Origin of the sequence: Albimonas donghaensis (assembly GCF_900106695.1) — a bacterium.
Classification (GTDB): Bacteria; Pseudomonadota; Alphaproteobacteria; order Rhodobacterales; family Rhodobacteraceae; genus Albimonas; species Albimonas donghaensis.
Map to the genome: position 1 here is coordinate 131631 of NZ_FNMZ01000006.1, position 21176 is coordinate 152806.

The following is a 21176-nucleotide window of genomic DNA, read 5'->3' on the forward strand; positions in this document are numbered from 1 at the left end:
CCTCGCAGGGGCGCTGGGGTCGGAGGGGCCGCGCCCCCCGGACAGGGGACGCGGCCGGCCTATGCGCGGCCGTGGGGCCGCGGCTCAAGTCACGCAGCCCTCGGGCCGCGGCTCGCGTTACGCGGCGATCAGGCCACGGCTCGCGTCACGCGGCGATCAGGCCGCGATGAACTCGTTCCACTTGCGGACCATGTACTTGTTCTCGTCCATCACCGCGTTCCAGCAGGCGACGCGGCCCATGCGCTCCTCGAACGAGCCGCCGTCGCGGACCTCGCCGACCTGCGCCATGGGCGAGCCCTGCGGGTTGGTGATGACCTCGGTGGCCTCCTTGCCCTCGAACCAGTAGCCCCACTCGTTCTCGGACATGAACAGCTTCGAGGTCTCGGGCACCGCCGAATAGTAGCCCTGGCGCATCAGGAAGCCGCCGACCCAGCCCGAGAGATACCAGTTGATGTATTCGTAGGCCGCGTCCAGTTCGAGCCCCGACAGGTTCGCCGACAGGCCCAGCCCGCCGCCCCAGGACCGGTAGCCCTCTTCCAGCGGCTGGTAGACGCAGGGGATGCCCTTCGACTTCACCGCGGTGATCGCCGGCGACCACATCGACTGGATCACCACCTCGCCCGAGGCCATCAGGTTCACCGACTCGTCGAAGCTCTTCCAGAAGGCGCGGAACTGGCCGGCGCGCTTGGCCTCGATGAAGATCGCGATGGTCTTGTCGATCTCCTCCTGGGTCATGTTGCCCTTGTCGCCATACTGGATCTCGCCCATCGACTCGCAGACCATGGCCATGTCCATGATCCCGATGGCGGAGATGTCGAGGATCGAGGCCTTGCCCTTGAACTCGGGGTTCAGCAGCTCGGACCAGTTGTTGATCGGGCGGCCGATCAGGTCGGGGCGGATGCCCAGCGTGTCGGCGTTGTAGATCGTGGGGATAAGCGTCATCCAGTTGGTCTGCTCATCCGCGAAGGCGCGCGCGCCCGGCTCCGGCACGAAGCCGACGCTGTGGGGGGCGGTGCCCTGGGCGATGGTGCTTTCGGGCGTCAGCTTGCCGGATTTGAAGATGCCGACGATCTTGTCGTAGTTCTCGATCCGGGAGACGTCCATCGCCTGCAGGTTGCCGGCGCCCCAGACCTTCTTGCAGATCCAGTATTCGATATCGGCGATGTCGAAGGACTTGGGCTGGGTGGCGGCGCGCTGGGTGACGCTGTCGCTGTCCAGCGCCGTCATTTGCAGCGTGAAGCCGAGGTCTTCCTTCACCTTCTCCGCCACTTCGTTGAGGTTCGACACGCCGGTGCCGAACTGGCGCAGGGTGACGTCCTTGATGTTCTGCGCCCAGATCATCGGCGCGCCGATGACGCCGGAGCCGACGGCGGCGGCGCCCACGGCGGCGGTTCCCTTCAGCAGCGCGCGGCGGCTGACGCCCTTGGTCTCGGTCCTGTCCATGATGTCCTCTCCTTGGTTCCCTGTCGGCGGCCGGGTCTGCGGGCCCGGCCGGGTCTGCTTCGGTCGGATCGGAAGGCGGGCCGCGCTCAGGCGGCCAGCCGGTGGGCGTCCTCGGGTTTCCAGGCCAGCATCACCTGCTCGCCCGGCGCGACCGGATCGGCGAAGAACCGGCCGTCGGGCAGCACGGCGGTCAGTTCGCCCAGCTGGTCCGCCTGCAGCGCCACCGACACCGTGGCCCCGAGATATTCGATGTCGCGCACCGTGGCGGGCAGCCCCATGCCGCCCTTCATCACCGCGATCCGGTCGGCGCGCACCGCCACCGGGCCCGAGCCGTCGTCGACCACGTTGTGACCGCCGATGAAGCGGGCGACGAACTCGGTGCGCGGCGCGCCGAAGACCTCGCGCGCGGGGGCGGCCTGCTCGATCCGGCCGGCGTTCATCACCACCACCAGATCGGCCAGCGCCAGCGCCTCGTCCTGGGAATGGGTGACATGCACGAAGGTCAGGCCCAGCTCGCGCTGGATCTTCTTCAGCTCCCCCCGCATCCGGACGCGCAGGAACGGGTCGAGCGCCGAAAGCGGCTCGTCCAGCAGCAGCGCCTGCGGGCGGGTGATCAGGCTGCGCGCCAGCGCCACGCGCTGCTGCTGGCCGCCCGAAAGCTGGGCCGGCAGGCGGTCGGCGAAGGCGGTCATGTCGACCAGCGCCAGCATCTCGGCGGCCCTGGCCAGGCGCTCGGCCCTGGCGACGCCCTTCATCTTGAGGCTGAAGGCGACGTTGTCGGCGATGCTCAGATGCGGGAACAGGGCGTAGGACTGGAACATCATCGACGTGCCGCGCCTGGCGGGGGGCAGCCCCGTCACCCGCTTGCCGCCCAGCATCACGTCCCCGTCCGAGGCGCTCTCATGCCCCGCGATCATGCGGAGCGTTGTGGACTTGCCGCAGCCCGAGGGGCCGAGCAGGCAGCAATAGGCGCCCGACGCGACCTTGAGGTCGATGCGGTCGACCGCGAGCGCGTCGCCGTAGCGCTTGGTCAGCGCGACCAGTTCCAGAGTGGCGTCCTGGCTCATGCCTGCGGTCCTCTCGCTGTCGCCGGGGCTCGGCGCCTGTCGTGCGGGTCAAGCTCAGCAAGCGCCATGCCAAGCCCGCCACGGACGCGCGGGCGGGGCGCCGCCGCTTGCGCAGGCGCCCCGGGCGCCGCAGCAATGAGCAGAGGCCGCCTGTTATGGTCGCAATCGTATACGATCGCGCTTGCCGCGCTTGCGCGCCGGCGCGCGGCGTCGCATTTTCCGCGGGCGCGGTGCGCGACAGCCATCGCCCGGATTCCATCGGGAGCTTCCCATGCCGCAGTGGTCGCGAGACGCCCCGCGCCCCCTCCGCACAGCCCGCCCCGCCTTCGCTCCGGCCGACCGGTTCGTGACGGGCGGGGGCGCGACGGGCGGGGGTGCGACGGGGGGCGGGGCGACGGGGGGTGGGGGCGCGACGCCGGAGGCCGGGCGCCTGTTCTCCCTGCCCCCGGGCCGCGCGCTGGAGATCTGCGGCAGCCTGCACCGCGCCATTCTCGAACATCGCATCGCGCCGGGCGCCAAGCTGTCGGAGGACGAGGTCGGCGAGCTGTTCGGCGCCTCGCGCACCGTCGCCCGCGCCGCCCTGCACGCGCTCGCCCATTCCGGCCTGGTGACGATGGAGCGCAACCGAGGCGCCTTCGTCGCCCGCCCCGACAAGCGCGAGGCCAACGAGGTCTTCGAGGCCCGCGCCCTGATCGAGCCGCGGGTGGCGCGCATGGCCGCGGCCCATGTCGGCGCCGGGACCGACGCGGCCGGAACCGGAGAGATGGCCGCCCTGCGCGCCCATCTGGACGCCGAGCACGCGGCGGTCGCCGCCGACGACAAGGGCCGGGCGCTGTCGCTGTCGGGGGAATTCCATATCCGCCTTGCGGACATCGCCGACCAGCATGTGCTGGCGGGCATGGTGCGGGGGCTGGTGGCGCGGTCGTCGCTGATCATCGCGCTCTACTGGCGTCGGGTCGACACCACCTGCGAAAGCCACGCCCACCACGCCCTGCTCGACGCGCTGGAGGCCGGCGACGGCGACGCGGCCGAGGAGATCATGCGCGGGCATATCGTCGACCTGCGCTCGGGTCTCGACCTGGGCGATCGCGGCGCGCCCACGGCGACCCTCGCCGAGGCTCTCGGCCGCTGAGGCGGGCGGCGCCTCGTCCTCGGCGTCAGGTCAGTCGACGATATCGGCGCCGGGGGCCGGCAGGCCCTCGGGGCGCAGGCCCTGGGCGGCGGCGGCGATCAGGCCGAGCGTCTCGGCCGCCTCCACCGCGCCGGCGGGCGGGGCCGCGTCGAGCAGACGGGACAGCTCCCGCGCCGCTTCCGCGTGGTCGCCCGCGGCGGCGGCGGCCACCATGCGCCCGAACGCGGCTTCGTCGACCGAGGCGGACAGGCTGGTCAGCGGCCCCGGACGCAGCCTGCGCCGCGCGGCGCCGGCCATCAGCGTCACCAGCAGGTCCATCGCCTGCACCGCGCGCTCGGCGGCCCTGGCGTCCAGCGCCTCGGCCAGTTCGCGCCGCAGGGCCCAGCGCCCGTCGGGGCCGACCCGCATCAGCCGCAACGCCAGCGCCGCCCGCCGCTCCACCGGCGGCAACCCGGCGAAACGCCGGGCCGGGCCGGGACCGGCCTTGTCAGGACCGTGGGGTCGGGCCGGAAAGGTCATGCGCGCGGCCCTCCCGGACCCGGATCAGGCGGCCCGGCGCGCGGGCGCCGGAAACCGCGGTCTCGGTCGCGGCCGCGCCGGGCGGCCGCGTCGGTTCACTTGGTCAGGATCAGCTTGCGCTGACGGGTGACCCGCAGGGTGTAGACGGCGCCGTCCAGCACGATCCGCGCCTCCTGCCCGCCGCCGGTCAGCGCCCGGGCGTCATGCACCGGCGCGGTGTCGGCCGGCAGACGCGCGGCGGTGGAGACGGGGGCGGGGGAGACGGGCGCGGGCGCGGAAACCGGCGTCGCCTCCGCCTGGTCGAGCCGGGCGCGGTCGGCCACCGGACGGCCGGCGAGCGACAGGGCGGGCCGGGCCGAAAGCGCGGGGCCGGCGCGATGACCGGACGCGTCGGCGCAGGCGAGACCCAGCACGGGGCGGGAGCGCAGTTCGGGCCGGCTCATCGCACGCCCTCCATCCGGTCCAGCCAACGCTCCAGCGACATCTCCAGCCCGCCGGCGGCGCCGGCGAAAAGGGCGAGGGCTTCGTCACGCTCGGCGGCGCGGCGCAGGGGCGAGGGGGCGGTCAGGGCGCCGGCGCGAGGCGCAAGCGGACGGTCCTGGAACAGGTCGCGCATCTGGGGTCTCCGGACTGTCGATCGACGCGCGGAGCCGGCATGTCCGGGGGCGCGGCGGTCGGTTTGGCGGTCGGTCCTGGCTTCCCCGAACCGGCGCGGCGAGCGCGACGGGGTGGCTGTTTCCTGAGGACTTTATGAGCCGAATCTCCGCCCCCGGTCAATCCCGACTTTTTCAATCAGGTATATCCGGCCCGCTTTTTCCGCCCCGGCCTCCCCGCGATCGCCGCGCGCGCGCCCTCGCGCGCCCCTCCCCGACGCCGCGCAGGGCGTCATTCGCCCCCTGCGCCCGCTCGTCGCACCGTCGCGCTTGACGCGGCGCCGCCGATCCCTGACGCTGCGGGAAAAGCAAGAAGAGACCGAACAAGAAATCCAGGGGAGGAATACCATGATCCGCACGCTGAGCGCGGCCGCGATCGCGGTCGCACTGACCGGACAGATGGTCGTCGGCCAGGCTGTCGCCGCCGACATCAAGCTGCCGTCCACCATGGCGGTCACCGCCTATGGCACGACCTCGTCCGGCTACGGCCAGATGGTCGCCGTCGGCGCCGCCCTGCAGGAGGCCGCGGGCGTCAACCTGCGCATCCTGCCCGGCAAGAACGACATCGCCCGCATGGAGCCGGTGCGCCAGGGCAAGGTCCCGATCTCGGCCATGGGCGTGGGCGTCTACATGGTCCAGGAAGGGGTGTTCGAGTTCGGCTCCGAGCGCTGGGGCCCGCAATCGGTCCGGCTGCTCTCGATCAACAACGCCGGCGACACCGGGCTGGCGGTCGGCGTGGCCAAGGACGCCGGCATCGAGACCTACGCGGATCTCAAGGGCAAGCGCGTCGCCTGGGTGAAGGGCGCGCCGGCGCTCAACACCAACATGGAGGCCTATCTGGCCTATGCCGGCCTGACCTGGGACGACGTGGAGAAGGTCGAGTTCGGCGGCTACGGCGACAGCTGGAAGGGCATGGTCAACGGCTCGGTCGACGCGGCCTACGCGATCATGACCTCCGGCTCCGCCTTCCAGATGGAGGCCTCGCCCCGCGGTCTGCACTGGCCGACGATCGACCCGGAGAACAAGGCCGGGCTGGACCGGATGCAGGCCATCGCGCCCTATTTCGCCCCGGCCATCGCCACCAAGGGCGCGGTCGCCGCGACCACCGAGGGCGGCATCCCCACCGCCACCTACCCCTACCCGGTGATGATCGCCTACGCCGACCAGGACGAGGATCTGGTCTACAACTTCACCAAGGCGATGTTCGAGCTTTACGACACCTACAAGGGCAAGGCCCCGGGCATCGACGGCTGGGCGATGAAGTTCCAGAACCTCGAATGGGTGGTCCCCTACCATGACGGCGCGATCCGCTACTACAAGGAGGCCGGCAAGTGGACCGACAGCGCCCAGGCCCACAATGACGGGCTGATCGCGCGCCAGAAGGTGCTGCAGGACGCCTGGGCCGCGCTGGAGGCCGAGGCCCCCGAGGACTGGGACAGCGCCTGGGTGGCCGCGCGCCGCGAGGCGCTCGCCGCCGCCGGTCTGCCCGCTGTGTTCTGAGATCCCGTTCCGGGGGGCGGCGACGTCCCCCGGACCCCGGACCACGGACCACGGACCACGGACCACGGCGTCACCGCTTGACCGATGGCAAGCACTGTCCGACAATGCCCGGATAGAATGACCGTTTCGCACAACAGACCGAAACGGCGCCACCGGAGGAGATCCCAGATGACCTATCAGAGCCCGGCCCGCGCGGCCGGCCTTGTCAGCGCGCTCGCCCTGGGGCTGGCGACCAGCGTCGCGGCCCCGGCCTCGGCCGAATTCACCCTGCCCGACACCGTCGCGATCACCGCCTACGGCACCGGCTCGACCGGATTCAACCAGATGGTCGCGGTCGGCGCGGCCTTCAAGAACGCCGGCGTCGCGCTGCGCGTGCTGCCCGGCAAGAACGACATCGCCCGCGCCGCGCCCCTGCGTCAGGGCAAGGTGCCGTTCTCGGCCTTCGGGGTCGGCGCCTACATGATGCAGGAAGGCGCGTTCGACTTCGCCGACGACTCCTGGGGGCCGCAGCCGGTCCGGGTGCTGATGACCAATTTCGCCGGCAAGCTCGGCCAGGCGATCGGCGTCGCCGCGGATGCGGGGATCGAGACCTATGCCGACCTCAAGGGCAAGCGGGTGTCGTGGATCAAGGGCGCGCCCGCGCTGAACGTCAACGCCGAGGCCTATCTCGCCTATGCCGGCCTGACCTGGGACGACGTCGAGGTCGTGGAGTTCGGCGGCTATGGCGACAGTCTCAAGGGGCTCGCCAACGGGCAGATCGATGCGGCCTTCGCCTCGATGACCGCCAGCGGCATGTTCCAGGCCGAGGCCTCGCCCCGCGGGCTGCACTGGCCGCGCATCGACCCCGACGACACCGAGGCCCTGGCCCGGATGCACGCGATCGCCCCCTATTTCCGCACCATGGTCGCCACCGAGGGCGCCGTGGCCGGGACCACCGAGGGCGGGATTCCCACCGCGGGCTATCCCTACCCGGCGATGATCTCGCTGGCCGATCAGGACGAGGATCTGGTCTACAACTTCACCAAGGCGATGTACGAGACCTTCCCCGACTACAAGGGCACGGCGCCGGGCATCGACGGCTGGGCGCTGGAGCAGCAGTCCCTGTCCTGGGTGGTCCCCTACCATGACGGCGCGATCCGGTATTACCAGGAGGTCGGCGTCTGGAACGACGAGCACCAGGCCCATAACGACGCGCTGATCGCCCGGCAGAAGGTGTTGCAGGACGCCTGGGCCGCGCTGAAGGCCGAGGGTCCCGCCGACTGGGACGCCGCCTGGCCCGAGGCCCGGCGCGCCGCGCTCGAGGCCGCCGGCCTGAAGGTGGTGTTCTGAGGCCGGACGCTCCAGATCCGGGCCCCGTGACGGGCCCGGAGCCGAGGACCGGCGCGGCTGCGGCCGCGCCGGGGCGTCCCGCCGGGCTCCGGCCGCCGCCATCGTGATCGCGATCCCGCGGCCGGCCCCGACGGGCCGGCCGCGCCCCTCGCCCTTCCCTTCCCTCGTCCGGGACCGACGCCCCGCTGCGCGCGCGGCGGCCCCGGCAAGCACAGGCTGACACGACATGGACGAGGCCGAACGCCGCGAGCTCGAAGGAGCCGCCCCCGCCCCCCTGCCCATGGCTGCGCGCATCGCGATCATCGCCGGCACGATCGCGGCCGTCGGGCTGGCGGCGCACCAGCTTTTCAACTGGCAGCTTTTCGGGATCGTGCTGATCGAGGGGCGATACCTGTATCTGCTCGGCGGCGTGTTCCTGGCGCTGACCTTCCTGGTCTTCCCCGCCTCGCGCATACGCGGGCCCGGCCTGCTGGACTGGATCCCCGCGGCGCTGTCCGCGGCGGTGGGCGTCTATTTCGCCTGGTCGGCGGACACCAGCCTTGAGGAAGGCTGGGAATACGCCGCGCCGGACACCGCGGTCTGGGCCTCGGTGCTTTACTACCTGCTGATCCTGGAGGCGACGCGCCGGGCCGGCGGGCTGGTCCTGTTCCTGATCGTGGCGGCGTTCTCGCTCTACCCGACCTTCGCCGACGTGATGCCCGACCCGCTGACCGGCTTCGCCTCGCCGTTCCTCGATCTCGCGCCCTATCACATGATCTCGAACGAAAGCTCGTTCGGCATCCCGATGAACGCCTTCGGCAACCTCGTGATCGGCTTCATCGTGTTCGGCGCCGTGCTCCAGCACACCGGGGGGGGCAAGTTCTTCAACGACCTGGCGCTGGCGCTGGTCGGCTCGTTCCGCGGCGGCGCGGCCAAGGTCGCGATCTTCGCCTCGGGCTTCATGGGGTCGATGTCGGGCTCGGTCATCTCCAACGTGCTGACCACCGGCGCGGTGTCGATCCCGGCGATGAAGCGCACCGGCTTCTCGGCCCGCTACGCCGCGGCGACCGAGGCCTGCGCGTCCACCGGCGGCGTGCTGATGCCCCCGGTGATGGGGGCCACGGCCTTCGTCATGGCCTCCTTCCTGTCGCGCCCCTATGTGGAGATCGCGCTGGCCGCGGCGATCCCGTCGATCCTCTACTATTTCGGGCTGTTCGCGCAGATCGACGCCTACGCCGCCAAGCGCGGGCTGAAGGGCCTGGCCCCGGGCGAGGCCCCGACCCTGCGCAAGACCTTCGCCGACGGCTGGCCCTATGTGGCGGTGTTCGCGCTGCTGATCTTCTTCATGGTGGCGCTGCGCCAGGACACGCTGGCGCCGTTCTACGCCACCGCCCTGCTGCTGGTGATCAACCAGGTCATGAAGAAGCAGCGCTTCACGCTGAAAAGCATGGGCGACCTGATCGTGGGCATCGGCCGCGCGCTGGCCGAGCTGGTGGCGGTGCTGCTGGGCGTCGGCCTGATCGTGGGCGCGTTCTCGGCCACCGGGCTCGCCGGCACGCTGGTCAACGAGCTGGTGTTCATGGCCGGCGACAGCGTCTTCGCGCTGCTGGTGATGGGGGCGATCACCGCCTTCATCTTCGGCATGGGGATGACGGTGACGGCCTGCTACATCTTCCTCGCGGTGGTTCTGGCCCCGGCGCTGGAGCAGGCGGGGCTGAACGTGCTCGCGGTCCACATGTTCATCCTCTACTGGGGCATGGTCTCCTACATCACGCCGCCGGTGGCGCTGGGGGCCTTCGCCGCCGCCACCATGTCGGGCGCGAGCCCGATGCGGACCGGGTTCGAGGCGATGAAGCTGGGGGGCGTGATCTATCTCGCGCCGTTCTTCTTCGTGCTGAACCCGGCGCTGGTGGGCGAGGCTCCGGCGATGGAGGTCGCGGTGACCATGACCACGGCGCTGATCGGGGTGTTCTTCATCTCGGGCTCGCTGCAGGGGCATGTCAGCCTGGTCGGCGACCTGAGCGACGACGCCAAGGGTTATGCGCTGCGGGTGATGCTGTTCGCCGGCGGGATCTGCATGGCGCTGCCGGGGGAGGGCCTGCTGGGGCTCGACCGCTGGGCGCTGAACGGCATCGGGATCGCGCTGGCGGCGCTGCCGGTGCTGTCGGCGCGGGCGAGGGGGTCGCGAGCCGCGACCACCGCGCCCCAGCTCTGACCGGGAGCGCCGGCCCCGCCGCATGCGGGATGAAAACCAGGGGGCGGTCCGCATCGGGCCGCCCCTTTCGCGTCGCGGCCCCGCGGGCCGGGGCGACGTGGGCCGGAGTGGGACGGGTCGGAGTGGGGCGGGGCCCGCCCTACTCCGCCCGCCGCGCCGCCAGCGCCGCGCGCAGCCGGGCCGAGGCGGTGCGGCCCAGCGCCAGCGGCGCCTCCCCCCCTTCCAGCGTCACATGCGCGAGGTTGCGGTCCCGCGCCACGATCCGCCGGACCCGGTCGAGATTGACCATCACCGAGCGGCCCAGCCGGTGAAAGGGCGGATCGGGCAGCTGCGCCTCGAACTGGCTGAGCGTGCGCAGGATCAGCAGGCTGGGCTCGTCGGCCAGGTGGACGCGGGTGAAATCCCCCTCCGCGGTCAGCGCCGCCAGCCGCGCGGGCTCGACCAGCAGGGTGCGGCTGGGCATCCGCAGCTCCAGCATCTCGGGGGGCGGCGCATCGCCCGCGCCCCCTTTCGCGGCGTCGGCCAGCCGGCGCCGCAGCCGGCGCAGGGCGTCGGCCAGCCGCTCCGGCGTCACGGGCTTGAGCAGGTAGTCCGCGGCCTCGATGGCGAAGGCGTCGACGGCGTGGCGGGAATGGGCGGTGACGAACACGACGCAGGGGGCGGGGCGGGACGGGGCTCCCAGCGTCTTCATCAGCTCGAAGCCGTCGCCTTCGCCCAGGTCCACGTCCAGGAACACCGCGTCCGGGCGCGCCGCCTCGATCGCCGCGCGCCCTTCGGTCAGCGAGCCCGCGGCGCCGACCAGCTCGACCTCCGGATGCGCGGCCAGCAGCCGGGTCAGCGCCCGGATCGCCAGCGGCTCGTCATCCACGATCACGACCCGGATATCGGTTCTCCTTCCAGCACCAGCGTCGCCGCCACGTCGTCGCCCTCCTGCTCCAGCGTCAAGTGATGCCGGCCCGGATAGTGCAGGGCAAGCCGGGCGCGCACGTTGGCCAACCCGATCCCGGTGCGCGACCCTGCCGGCGCCGCCTCCGACAGGCGGCCGGTGTTGCGGATCGCCACGCGCAGGGCGGGGCCCTCGACGCGGATCGCCAGCTCCACCCGCCGGGGCGCGTTGCGGCGGCCATGCTCCACCGCGTTCTCCACCAGCGGCTGCAGCAGGAACCCCGCGATGCCCCGGCCCAGCGCCGCGGTCTCCACGTCCACGGTGGCGCTCAGCCCGTCGCCGAAGCGGGCGCGCTGGACTTCGAGATAGGCCGAGACCGCCTCCACCTCCTCGTCCACCGACATCACCAGCCGGTCCATCGCGGTCAGCGAATGGCGCAGGAACAGGGTCAGCTCGCCCAGCGTGTCGGCGGCGGCGGCGGGGTCGCCGCGGAATTCCTCGGCGATGCCGTTGAGCGCGTTGAGCAGGAAATGCGGGTCCAGCTGAAGGCGCAGGCGTTGCAGCTCGGCGCGCAGGGCGTCGGCCTCGGCCTGGGCGGCGCGGCGTTCCTCGGCGCGGCGGGCGCGCTCGGCGGCGGCCCAGAAACAGGCGAGGCTCCAGCAGGCGTAGACCAGGCAATAGTAGAAGCCGACCGAGAGCATGGGGCTCAGCAGCAGCCCCTCGGGCATGGCGATGCCCATCGCCGGCCGCGCCACGTCCGCGACCAGCGCGACCACGCCGCCGGCCGCCCCCGACAGGACCAGCAGCCAGCCCAGCGCGGGCGCGTCGAGCCCGCCGACGAAACCCAGCCGCCGGTAGATCGCGGCGATGCCCACCGCCTGCCCCGCGATCAGCGGCGCCAGCGCGACGGTCAGCGCCAGCGCGTCGAGGGGGTCGTGATAGATGAAGATCCGGACCACGAGATCGGCGACGAAGAACGCCGCCCAGCCGGCCAGCCGCAGGCCGCGGGACGCGGGATAACTGTGTTCCAGCCGATGCATGGCGCCCCCCTGCGCGGCGACGCCCCGGAGCCGCCGCGAGTCGCCCCTCCGGGATAGCCGCCGCCCCGCGGCCGGGCAAGCCGCGCCCCCTCCCCGCCCTCGGCCCGGGCCGGTTCACCGACGAAGGCGCCGGTTTCATCGATCACCCCGCCCCGGCTTCTGGCCTTCCGCGACGTGACATGCGGGAAACGCCCCGAGCCGCTCCGCACGGAGGGCGTGGCAAGGTAATGGGAGGGCCGGGACATGAGCGATGGCGAAGGTCGGATCTTCAGCGTCGAGATCGGCGCGGGCGACATCGAGGGCTTTGACCCCACCCGCGACAAGCTCGATCTCGGCGGCGTCTCGGTCCACAATTTCATCCCGGTCGACACGGCCTCCGGCGCCGGCTTCATGAACCCTTGGTCGGGTGAGGTGGTGGTGATCGTCGGCGTCTCGCTGGGCCAGCTCACCGTCGACAGCTTCCTGCCGGTGGAGAACGACCACCTGCGCCAGTGCCTGGCCGGCGCGCTCGCCTGGGCGCATGCCGAGGCGATGGGCGAGACCGCCGAGCCCGGCGTGGTCTTCGCCCGCTCCCACCAGCCGGGGCGCATCGACCGGGTGGCCTTCGACCCGGCCACCGACGTGGTGGACTTCCGCCATTACGGCACGCGCGAACAGCTCTCCATGGTCGACGGGGCCGAGGGGGTGGTGATCTCCAACGCCGGGACCGGGCAGGCGCTGATCCTGCTGGGGGTGAGCGTGGCGGAGCTGGGGGTGGAGAACTTCCGCTTCTATTCCGCCCAGGTGCGCGAGGATCGGCTGCATCTGCAACTGGGCATCGGCCCGGTTCCCGACGCGCAGATCCTCGACCAGGACATGCCCGTCGCCGGCACGCACGACTGGCCGACCGAGGCCGGGCCGGGCACGCCCCCCTCGGGCGCCGAGGGCCGGGTGTTCGAGATCGACTGGCGCTGGGGCGAGGATATTCCGCTGCAATTCGATCCCGCCGCCGACCGGCTGGATTTCGGCTGGTTCCGCGCCGACCAGTTCACCGTGACCGAGGCCGGGGGCGCGGTGGTCATCGCCATCGACGGCAACCAGCAGACCTACCGGCTCGACGGCGTCACGCTCGGCCAGCTCTCCATGACCAATATCGAGGCGCGCAACGAAGGCGCCCGGGCCGAATGGCGCGCCTTGCTGGATGCGGCGGAACCCGCGCCCACCGTCTCGGTGGCCGACGCCTCTGTGACGGAAGGCGACGCCGGGACCGCCGCGCTGAGTTTCGTCGTCACGCTCTCCGCCCCCTCCGACGGGACGGTGGAGGTGGACTGGTCCACCTTCGCCGGAACCGCGCGGGCCGGCGAGGATTACGCCCCCGCGCTCGGCACGCTGGTTTTCGAGGCCGGGGAGACGCGCAAGACCGTCACCGTCGACGTGACCGGGGACGCCCTGCACGAACTGGACGAGACCTTCGGCCTGCGCCTCGCCGCCGCCCGGGGCGCGCGGCTGGGCGACGCCGAGGCGCTCGGGACCATCCGCGACGACGATCCGGAGACGGATCCCGGCGAGCTTCCCGCCGTCTCCGTGCTCGACCTCACCCTTGCGGAGGGCGACGCGGGGCGGACGCATCTGCATGTGATGCTGCGCCTGTCGAAGGCTTCCGCGCAGGCGGTGACGGTGGATTTCGCGCTGGTCGACGGGACCGCGCGGGCCGGAGAGGACTACGAGGCGCAGTCCGGCACGGTCACTTTCGCGCCGGGCGAGACCTCGGCCGCGATCCACGCCAACGGGCTCGGCGATCTGCTCGTCGAGGGCGACGAGCGCTTCCGCGTCGTGCTCTCCGCCCCGGTCAACGCCGTCATCGCCGATGGCGAGGCGACGGTCACGCTGACCGGCGACGACGAAACATCCCCGGTCCTCCCCGAAATCTCCATCGCCGACGCGCAGGTGACGGAAGGGGATGACGGGACCCGGACCGTGACCGCGCAGGTCACGCTATCCGCCCCCGCGACGCAGCCGGTTTCGGTGCAGTGGGCCTCGGCCGACGGCTCGGCGCGCGCAGGGGCGGACTATTCGGCGGCGTCGGGGCGCATCGACTTCGCACCGGGCGAGACGGAGGGGTCCGTCTCGATCCAGGTGCGGGGCGATGCGGCCGTCGAAGGGGACGAGGCCTTCGCCTTGCGGCTGAGCGACGCTGTGGGGGCGACGCTGGGCCGGGCGGAGGCCTCGATCCTCATTCTGGACGATGACGAAGCGGCCCCCGAGGGCGACGGCGCGGTGGATTACGCGGTGCGCAGCGACTGGGGCGCGGGCTTCGTGGCCGACATGACGGTCGCCGGCGGCCCCGAGGGGCTGGACGGCTGGCAGGTCGCGTTCCGCGCGGATTTCGAGATCACCAACATCTGGAACGCCCGCATCGTCTCCCATGTCGGGGATCTCTATGTGCTGGAGAACATGGGCTACAACGCCCGCGTCTCGGCGGGGGGAGAGACCGGGTTCGGCTTCCAGGCCGGCGGCGGGGCGGCGGATTCGCTGACCGGGCTGACCCTGAACGGCGAGGATGCCGGCGGGGGCGGCGGGGGCGGCGGCGGCGGCGGCGAGCCCACGCTCCCCGAACTGTCCATCGCCGGGGCGCAGGCGGCGGAGGGCGACGACGCGCTCGTCTTCGCGGTGACGCTCTCCGAAGCCTCCGACGCCCCCGTGAGCGTCGCCTACGCGACCGGCGACGGGACCGCCGCGGCCGGCGCGGATTACGACGCGGCTTCCGGCACGCTGACCTTCGCGGCGGGCGAGACCGCCAAATCCCTCCGCGTCTCCCTGCGCGACGACGCGGCCCATGAGGGCGACGAGACGCTGACTCTCGCGCTGTCCGCCCCCTCCGGCGCCACGCTGGCGGAGAACGAGGCGACGGGGACCATCCTCGACGACGACCCGGCCCCGCGCCCCGGCCTGAGCATCTCCGACGCCGCGGCGACGGAGGGCGGGACGGCGCCCGGCTGGTTCTCCACCGACGGCGCGCGGATCGTGGACGCGGCGGGGAACACCGTGCGGCTGGCCGGCGTCAACTGGTTCGGCTTCGAAAGCGACACCCTCGCGCCCCACGGACTGTGGACGCGGGGCTATGCCGAGATGATGGACCAGATGGTCTCGCTCGGCTTCAACACCATCCGGCTGCCGTTCTCTTCGGAAATGCTGCGGACCTCCGCCGCGCCCAACGGCATCGACTTTTCGCAGAACCCGGACCTCGCGGGGCTGTCGGCCATCGAGATCATGGACCGCATCGTGGACTATGCGGGCGAGATCGGGCTGCGGGTGATCCTGGACCACCACCGTTCGACCTCGGGCGCCGGGACGTCGGGCAACGGGCTCTGGTATGGCGAGGGCGGGCATACCGAGGAAAGCTGGATCGCGGACTGGGAGATGCTGGCCGCGCGCTATGCCGACGACCCGACCGTGATCGGCGCCGACCTGCATAACGAGCCCCATGCCGGGACCTGGGGCGGCGGCGGGCCGACCGACTGGGCGCGGGCGGCGGAGGCGGCGGGCGACGCCATCGGCGCGGTCAACCCCAACTGGCTGATCCTGGTGGAGGGCGTCGGCGCCTATCAGGGCGACAGCTACTGGTGGGGCGGCGCGCTTCAGGGCGTGCGCGACCGGCCGATCGAGCTCGAAATCTCGGACAAGCTGGTCTACTCGCCCCACGACTACGGCAATTCGGTCCACGCCCAGCCCTGGTTCCAGCAGGACGGCTTCGAGGACGACCTGCCCGACATCTTCCGCGAGGCCTGGGGCTTCATCCAGGAGGAGGGCATCGCCCCGGTGCTGCTCGGCGAGTTCGGCACCAAGCTGGAGGACCCCAAGGACACGCCCTGGTTCGAGGCGCTGACCGCCTATATCGCCGGCGATTACGACCATGACGGCGATCTCGACCTGCGCCCGGGCGAGGAGGGGATGAGCTGGACCTACTGGTCGTGGAACCCGAATTCCGGGGACACCGGCGGCATCCTCGCCGACGACTGGCGCACCGTTCACGACGACAAGCTGGCCTATCTGGAGCCCCTGCAATTCGACCTGCCCGCGGGCGGGGGGAACGCGCGCGCGGTGTTCGACGTGACGCTCTCCGCCGCCTCCGACGCCGAGGTCACGGTGGGCTGGCGGACCCTTCAGGGTTCGGCCGACGAAAGCGACTACGAGGGCGCGGCCGGGCTCCTGACCTTCGCGCCGGGGGAGACGCGCAAGACCGTGTCCATCGAGGTCCTCGCCGACGGGATCGAGGAAGGGGCCGAGGATTTCCTGGTGATGCTGGTCGATCCGGACGGGGCCGACCTGATCGACGCCGCCGGGCGCGGGGTCATCACCGACGCCGCGCCGGCCGAGGCGGCATGGATTTCGGAGGCGGACGCGCTGATCTTCTGACGCGCCGCCCGACCGGCGCCGCCCCGCAGGGGACGCGGCGCCGGAGACTTCCGGGGAGGAAACCAACGCTTCCGCTCACTCAACCCCGGAACTCGCCCCGGCCGTGGTCCCCGCGCGCCGGGGCGATGCTATTCAGGGCCCCGGTTTCCGGGTCTGGCTTTCGGGGGCTGGCGTTCGGGTCCCGGCTTTCGGGACGCCGCCGCAGGTCCGGGCGGCCCGGCGCCGCGCCCCCGCACGCCCCCCCACGCACGCCCCCCACGCACGCCACCCACGCACGGGGCACGCAGGGGCACGCGCGCCCTGCGACCGTGAACCCTGCCCCGCCTTCTGGCACTCGCCTTCGCGAGCCCCTAAGTCTCACGCTTCCGCCCGCCCCCCAGGGACCGCTTGCCACAGGGACCCCGCATGCTGCGCGACCGACTCCGCAATGTTCTCGACGCGCCGGCCTTCGAGCGGGCGATCGTCGGGCTGATCCTGCTCAACGCCCTGACCCTGGGGCTGGAGACCTCGGCCTCGGTCAACGCCGCCATCGGCCCGATGCTCTTCGCGCTGGATCGCGCCATTCTCGCGGTGTTCGTGGTGGAGCTGGCGCTCCGGCTCTATGTCCGGCGGCTGGCCTTCTTCAACGATCCCTGGCGGATCTTCGACCTTGTGGTGGTCGGCGTGGCGCTGGTCCCCGCCTCCGGCCCGCTGTCGATCCTGCGCGCCTTCCGCATCCTGCGGGTGCTGCGCATGGTCTCCGTGGTGCCGTCGATGCGCCGGGTGGTGACGGGGCTGTTGCGCGCGATTCCGGGCATGGGCTCGGTCGTGCTGTTGATGTCGCTGATCTTCTACGTGTTCTCGGTGATGGCGACGAAGCTGTTCGGCGCGGCCCATCCCGAATGGTTCGGCGACCTGGGCGAAAGCGCCTACACCCTCTTCCAGGTGATGACGCTGGAAAGCTGGTCCATGGGCATCGTGCGCCCGGTGATGGAGGCCTATCCGCAGGCCTGGCTGTTCTTCGTGCCCTTCATCCTGATCACCACCTTCGCCGTGCTCAACCTGTTCGTCGGCATCATGGTCGATGCGATGCAGAGCCACCATGAGGCGGGGGAGGAGGCCGACGTCGCCGCGGCCGCCTCCAAGGCCGCCGCCACCGACGAGCGCGCCGAGATCCTGGCCGAACTGCGCGCCCTGCGGGCCGAGGTCGCCGCCCTGCGCGCGGAGCGGAACGAGGGCGCCTGAGGGGAGGGCCTCAGCTCCCCCGGCGGTCGTTCCAGATCTTGGTGACGTGGCGGATGCGCCCGGCCTCGGTCTCCATCGCGTAGACGTAATCGGCGGCGATGGGCGCGGGGGCGCCGTCCTTGCCCCTGGCGGTCCCGAGGAACACGGCGAAGGCCAGCACGGTCGCGCCGTCCTCCGTCACCGCGTGATGCTTCAGGTCGTAATGCGCATCGGGGATGGAGATGCAAAGCGCCTTCATCCACTCGGCGTAGCCTTCCAGCGTCTTCACCTCGTCCAGCGATTTCGCCTGGCAGGAGAAGGTCGCGTCCGGCGCGCACCACTGGCGGCAGACCTCCCAGCCTTTCCCGGTTTCGAGCGCGTCGAAGAACGCCATGACGGGGCCGGAAATGGGGCCGGCGATGGGGGCGGCGGCTGGATCGGTCATCGGTTCTCTCCTGGTCGCGGGCGGATGGCGGCGGGCGGGGGTCGAGGCGCCAGCCTGGCACGGACGGCCCGACGGCCATTGCGTCAAGCGGGGGTCGGGCGAAGGGCGGACCTTCCGGAACGCCATGAGACCGGGGACGTCCTGTCCCGCCGCGGGGGCGATGCGGGGGGCGGCGGGCCGTTCCTCTCCCCGCTCTCCGCTCCGCATAGGTCGGCGCGGCGCGCGCCTCGTCCCGGCCCTTTCCCAAACGGTTGAAATTTTCGCTTCACGGCGCCTTACGCGTTGGTCATAGTCGTGTTGCGCCGCATCAACGACGCCGCCCGGGGGAACCCCATGCCGCCAATCGCCCGCGCCTATGTGCGCCGGATCGACAGGATCAACCGCGCCGTGGGGCGGGTCGCGATGTGGGGCATCGTGGCGATGATCGCGGTCCTGTTCTGGTCGGCCGTGTCCAAGACCGTGTTCCTGCCCTCGCTGTGGACGCTGGAGGCGGCGCAGTTCCTGATGGTCGCCTATTTCCTGCTGGGCGGCCCCTATTCCATGCAGACCGGGGACCATGTGCGCATGGACCTGCTCTATTCCCGCTGGTCGCCGCGCACCCGCGCGATCGTCGACAGCGTCACCTGCCTGGCGCTGATCTTCTACCTGACCTTCCTGCTGCTGGGGGGCCTCAGCTCCACACAATACGCCATCGCCTTCGGCGAGCGCTCCTACTCCGCCTGGCGGCCCTATATGTGGCCGATCAAGACCGTGATGTGCGTGGCGATCCTGCTGATGCTGCTCCAGGCCATCGCCCAGCTGATCCGCGACATCGCCGCCGCGCGGGGCGAGCCCCTGCCCCCCTTCACCCCGACCGAAGGGCCCGCATGACCCGCATCCCCACGCGCGCGGGGTCCGTGGCATGAGCTACGAGGCCATCGCCCTCCTGATGTTCGCCTCGATGATGGTGATGCTGCTGACCGGGCAGCGGGTCTTCGCGGCGATCGGCGTGGTGGCGGTGGCCTCCGCCATCGCGCTGTGGGGGGGCGGGGGGTTCGAGCTGGCGTTCTCCTCGGCCATGAAGCTGATGAAGTGGTATCCGCTGCTGACGCTGCCGCTGTTCATCTACATGGGCTACATGATGTCGGAGAGCGGCATCGCCGACGATCTCTACGAGATGTTCCATGTTTGGTCGGGCGGCCTGCGCGGCGGGCTGGCGGTGGGCACCATCGGGCTGATGGTGGCGATCTCGGCCATGAACGGGCTGAGCGTGGCCGGCATGGCCATCGGCGCGACCATCGCCCTGCCCGAACTGCTCCGACGCGGATACGACAAGGTCATGGTGACCGGGGTGATCCAGGCGGGGTCGAGCCTCGGCATCCTGGTGCCGCCCTCGGTGGTGCTGGTGCTCTACGGCATGATCGCCCGCGCGCCGGTCGGGCAGCTGTGGCTGGCGGGCGCGGTCCCGGGGCTGATGATGGCGGGGATGTTCATCCTCTACATCGTGGCGCGCTGCCGCTTGCAGCCGCATCTGGGCCCGGCGCTGTCGGCCGAGGAACGGGCGCGCATCACCCGGGCCGACAAGATCGCCTCGCTCAGGGCGGGCGTCTGGCCGCTGCTGATCTTCTTCTTCATGACCGGCCTGTTCGTGATGGGCGTCACCAGCCTGGTGGAGTCCTCCGCCGTCGGCGCGGTGTCGGCCACGCTCGCCGCGCTGGCCAAGCGCCGGCTCAGCTACGCGGTGCTGGAGGCGACGGTGCGCAAGACGCTCGGCATCTCCTGCATGTTCATGTGGATCATCCTCGCCGCGCTGTGCTTCGGCGCGGTCTTCGACGGGCTCGGCGCGGTGCGCGCGGTGGGGGATTTCTTCACCGAGGATCTGGGGCTGAGCCCGTGGGAGATCCTGATCCTGATGCAGCTCAGCTACATCGTCATGGGGACGTTCCTGGACGACACCGCCATGCTGGTGATCGTCGCGCCGCTCTATATCCCGCTGGTCAAGGCGCTGGGCTTCGACCTGGTGTGGTACGGCGTGCTCTACACGATCACCTGCCAGATCGCCTACATGACCCCGCCTTTCGGCTACAACCTGTTCCTGATGCGCGCCATGGCGCCGCCGGAGATCGGGATCACCGACATCTACCGCTCGATCATCCCCTTCGTGGGGGTGATGCTGCTGGCGCTGGTGCTGGTGATGGCGTTTCCGCAGATCGCGCTTTGGCTTCCGGGCCTGGTCTACGGCTTCTAGTTCGAGCGACAAGCGCCCGGGAAACGGGCCATCCTTCAACAGTGGAGAACCCCGATGAGCCAGAGACCCCCGATCAATCCGAGACGCCGTTTCCTCAAGGGCGCGGGCCTCGCCGCCGCCGGCGCGCTGGCAGCGCCCGCCATCGTCAAGGCGCAGACGCCGATCAAATGGCGCTTCCAGACCTATGCCGGCGCGGCGCTGGGCGAGTTCGTGACCAAGCCGATCATCGACGCGATCAACACCGCCGCCGCCGGCGCGCTGGAGATCGAGCTTTATTACGCCGACCAGATCGTCCCGACCGGAGAGCTGTTCCGCGCCCTGCAGAACGGCGTCATCGACGCGGTGCATTCGGATGACGACTCGATGGCCGCGCCCGTGGATATCGCCGTCTTCGGCGGCTATTTCCCCATGGCCACCAAGCAGATCATGGACGTGCCGGTGCTGTTCAACCAGTATGGCCTGAAGGAGATCTGGACCGAGGCCTATGACGAGGTCGGCGTCAAATGGCTGTCGGCCGCGGGCCAGGACCCGTGCCATTTCAACACGAAGAAGAAGATCACCTCGCTCGACGACCTGTCGGGGCTGCGGCTCTACACCTTCCCCACCGCCGGGCGCTTCCTGAGCCAGTTCGGCGTGGTGCCGGTGTCGATCCCCTACGAGGACGCCGAGGTCGCCGTGCAGACCGGAGAGCTCGACGGCATGGCCTGGTCCGGCATCACCGAGGACTACACGGTGGGCTGGGCGGACGTGACCGACTATTTCCTGCTCAACAACATCTCGGGCGCCTGGATCGGGTCCTTCTACGTCAACCCGGACGCCTGGGGCGCGCTGACGCCGGAGTTGCAGGCGCTGGTGATGAGCTGCATCGAGGCCGGGCACTTCTATCGCACCCAGTGGTATTGGGGCGGCGAGGCACGGCTGCGCGCCTCCGGCGAGAAGCTGGAGCTGACCTCGATCCCCGCCGCCGAGTGGAAGCAGGTGGAGGACGCCGCCAAGGTGTTCTGGAAGGAGATGTCCGAGACCTCCGACCGCGCCGCCCGCGTGGTGAAGATCTTCGAGGACTACAACGCCGTCCTGGAGAAAGCCGGCCCGCCCTACGGCCTGGGCTGATCTCTTCGCGGGGCCGCGCGCCCCGTCCCGCCG

17 protein-coding genes are annotated in these 21176 nt (G+C 71.2%); 9 read left to right on the top strand and 8 right to left on the bottom strand.

The window, feature by feature from the left end; translation table 11 throughout:
* Positions 1 to 156: 156 nt before the first annotated feature.
* Positions 157 to 1443 (bottom strand): ABC transporter substrate-binding protein, encoded by a 1287-nt coding sequence (locus tag BLV24_RS15955; RefSeq protein ID WP_092683585.1) that lies wholly within the window; start codon positions 1441 to 1443, stop codon positions 157 to 159.
* An 86-nt stretch (positions 1444 to 1529) separates the two neighbouring features.
* The gene (locus tag BLV24_RS15960) at positions 1530 to 2510 is read right to left on the bottom strand and encodes an ABC transporter ATP-binding protein (RefSeq protein WP_092683587.1); all 981 of its coding nucleotides are present in this window, start codon (positions 2508 to 2510) and stop codon (positions 1530 to 1532) included.
* A gap of 271 nt (positions 2511 to 2781) precedes the next feature.
* Between BLV24_RS15960 and BLV24_RS15965 the strand changes: the two genes are divergently transcribed.
* The gene (locus BLV24_RS15965; RefSeq protein ID WP_092683589.1) at positions 2782 to 3642 is read left to right on the top strand and encodes a GntR family transcriptional regulator; all 861 of its coding nucleotides are present in this window, start codon (positions 2782 to 2784) and stop codon (positions 3640 to 3642) included.
* A 30-nt stretch (positions 3643 to 3672) separates the two neighbouring features.
* Here the strand turns inward: BLV24_RS15965 and BLV24_RS15970 are convergent, their stop codons facing one another.
* The 3 genes from BLV24_RS15970 to BLV24_RS22060 form a co-directional block, all read right to left on the bottom strand.
* On the bottom strand, positions 3673 to 4161 hold the full coding sequence (locus BLV24_RS15970; protein WP_092683591.1) for a hypothetical protein: 489 nt from the start codon (positions 4159 to 4161) through the stop codon (positions 3673 to 3675).
* A 95-nt stretch (positions 4162 to 4256) separates the two neighbouring features.
* A complete protein-coding gene (locus BLV24_RS22635) occupies positions 4257 to 4391 on the bottom strand; it encodes a hemin uptake protein HemP (RefSeq protein ID WP_245710609.1) in 135 nt (44 codons plus the stop codon).
* Between the two features lie 209 nt (positions 4392 to 4600).
* On the bottom strand, positions 4601 to 4777 hold the full coding sequence (locus BLV24_RS22060; RefSeq protein WP_176954778.1) for a hypothetical protein: 177 nt from the start codon (positions 4775 to 4777) through the stop codon (positions 4601 to 4603).
* 385 nt (positions 4778 to 5162) lie between these two features.
* Here BLV24_RS22060 and BLV24_RS15980 point away from each other — a divergent pair, with 385 nt between their 5' ends.
* From BLV24_RS15980 to BLV24_RS15990, 3 genes are all read left to right on the top strand, one after another.
* Complete coding sequence (locus BLV24_RS15980; protein ID WP_092683595.1) at positions 5163 to 6314, top strand: TAXI family TRAP transporter solute-binding subunit; 1152 nt, start codon at positions 5163 to 5165, stop codon at positions 6312 to 6314.
* Positions 6315 to 6482: 168 nt separating this feature from the next.
* A complete protein-coding gene (locus tag BLV24_RS15985; protein ID WP_092683597.1) occupies positions 6483 to 7643 on the top strand; it encodes a TAXI family TRAP transporter solute-binding subunit in 1161 nt (386 codons plus the stop codon).
* 226 nt (positions 7644 to 7869) lie between these two features.
* Entirely contained in the window at positions 7870 to 9837 is a 1968-nt protein-coding gene (locus tag BLV24_RS15990) for a TRAP transporter permease (RefSeq protein WP_092683598.1), read from the top strand.
* A 139-nt stretch (positions 9838 to 9976) separates the two neighbouring features.
* Here the strand turns inward: BLV24_RS15990 and BLV24_RS15995 are convergent, their stop codons facing one another.
* Positions 9977 to 10711, bottom strand: a complete 735-nt coding sequence (locus BLV24_RS15995) for a LytR/AlgR family response regulator transcription factor (RefSeq protein ID WP_218133447.1) — start codon at positions 10709 to 10711, stop codon at positions 9977 to 9979.
* Positions 10708 to 11763 (bottom strand): sensor histidine kinase, encoded by a 1056-nt coding sequence (locus BLV24_RS16000; RefSeq protein ID WP_092683600.1) that lies wholly within the window; start codon positions 11761 to 11763, stop codon positions 10708 to 10710. Before BLV24_RS16000 ends, BLV24_RS15995 begins: the two co-directional genes overlap by 4 nt.
* 243 nt (positions 11764 to 12006) lie before the next feature.
* On the opposite strand from BLV24_RS16000, the gene BLV24_RS16005 reads away from it, so the two are divergent.
* Entirely contained in the window at positions 12007 to 16158 is a 4152-nt protein-coding gene (locus tag BLV24_RS16005) for a Calx-beta domain-containing protein (RefSeq protein ID WP_092683602.1), read from the top strand.
* 408 nt (positions 16159 to 16566) lie between these two features.
* Positions 16567 to 17382 carry an ion transporter gene (locus tag BLV24_RS16010; protein WP_425426104.1) on the top strand — a complete coding sequence of 272 codons (816 nt, stop codon included), beginning with the start codon at positions 16567 to 16569 and terminating at the stop codon, positions 17380 to 17382.
* 10 nt (positions 17383 to 17392) lie between these two features.
* On the opposite strand, the gene BLV24_RS16015 is transcribed toward BLV24_RS16010, so the two are convergent.
* Positions 17393 to 17806, bottom strand: a complete 414-nt coding sequence (locus tag BLV24_RS16015; protein ID WP_245710600.1) for a nuclear transport factor 2 family protein — start codon at positions 17804 to 17806, stop codon at positions 17393 to 17395.
* A gap of 333 nt (positions 17807 to 18139) precedes the next feature.
* Between BLV24_RS16015 and BLV24_RS16020 the strand changes: the two genes are divergently transcribed.
* From BLV24_RS16020 to BLV24_RS16030, 3 genes are all read left to right on the top strand, one after another.
* The gene (locus BLV24_RS16020; protein WP_092683606.1) at positions 18140 to 18676 is read left to right on the top strand and encodes a TRAP transporter small permease subunit; all 537 of its coding nucleotides are present in this window, start codon (positions 18140 to 18142) and stop codon (positions 18674 to 18676) included.
* A gap of 31 nt (positions 18677 to 18707) precedes the next feature.
* On the top strand, positions 18708 to 20033 hold the full coding sequence (locus BLV24_RS16025) for a TRAP transporter large permease (protein WP_092683607.1): 1326 nt from the start codon (positions 18708 to 18710) through the stop codon (positions 20031 to 20033).
* Between the two features lie 72 nt (positions 20034 to 20105).
* A complete protein-coding gene (locus BLV24_RS16030; protein WP_092683730.1) occupies positions 20106 to 21143 on the top strand; it encodes a TRAP transporter substrate-binding protein in 1038 nt (345 codons plus the stop codon).
* The last annotated feature ends 33 nt before the right edge of the window (positions 21144 to 21176 follow it).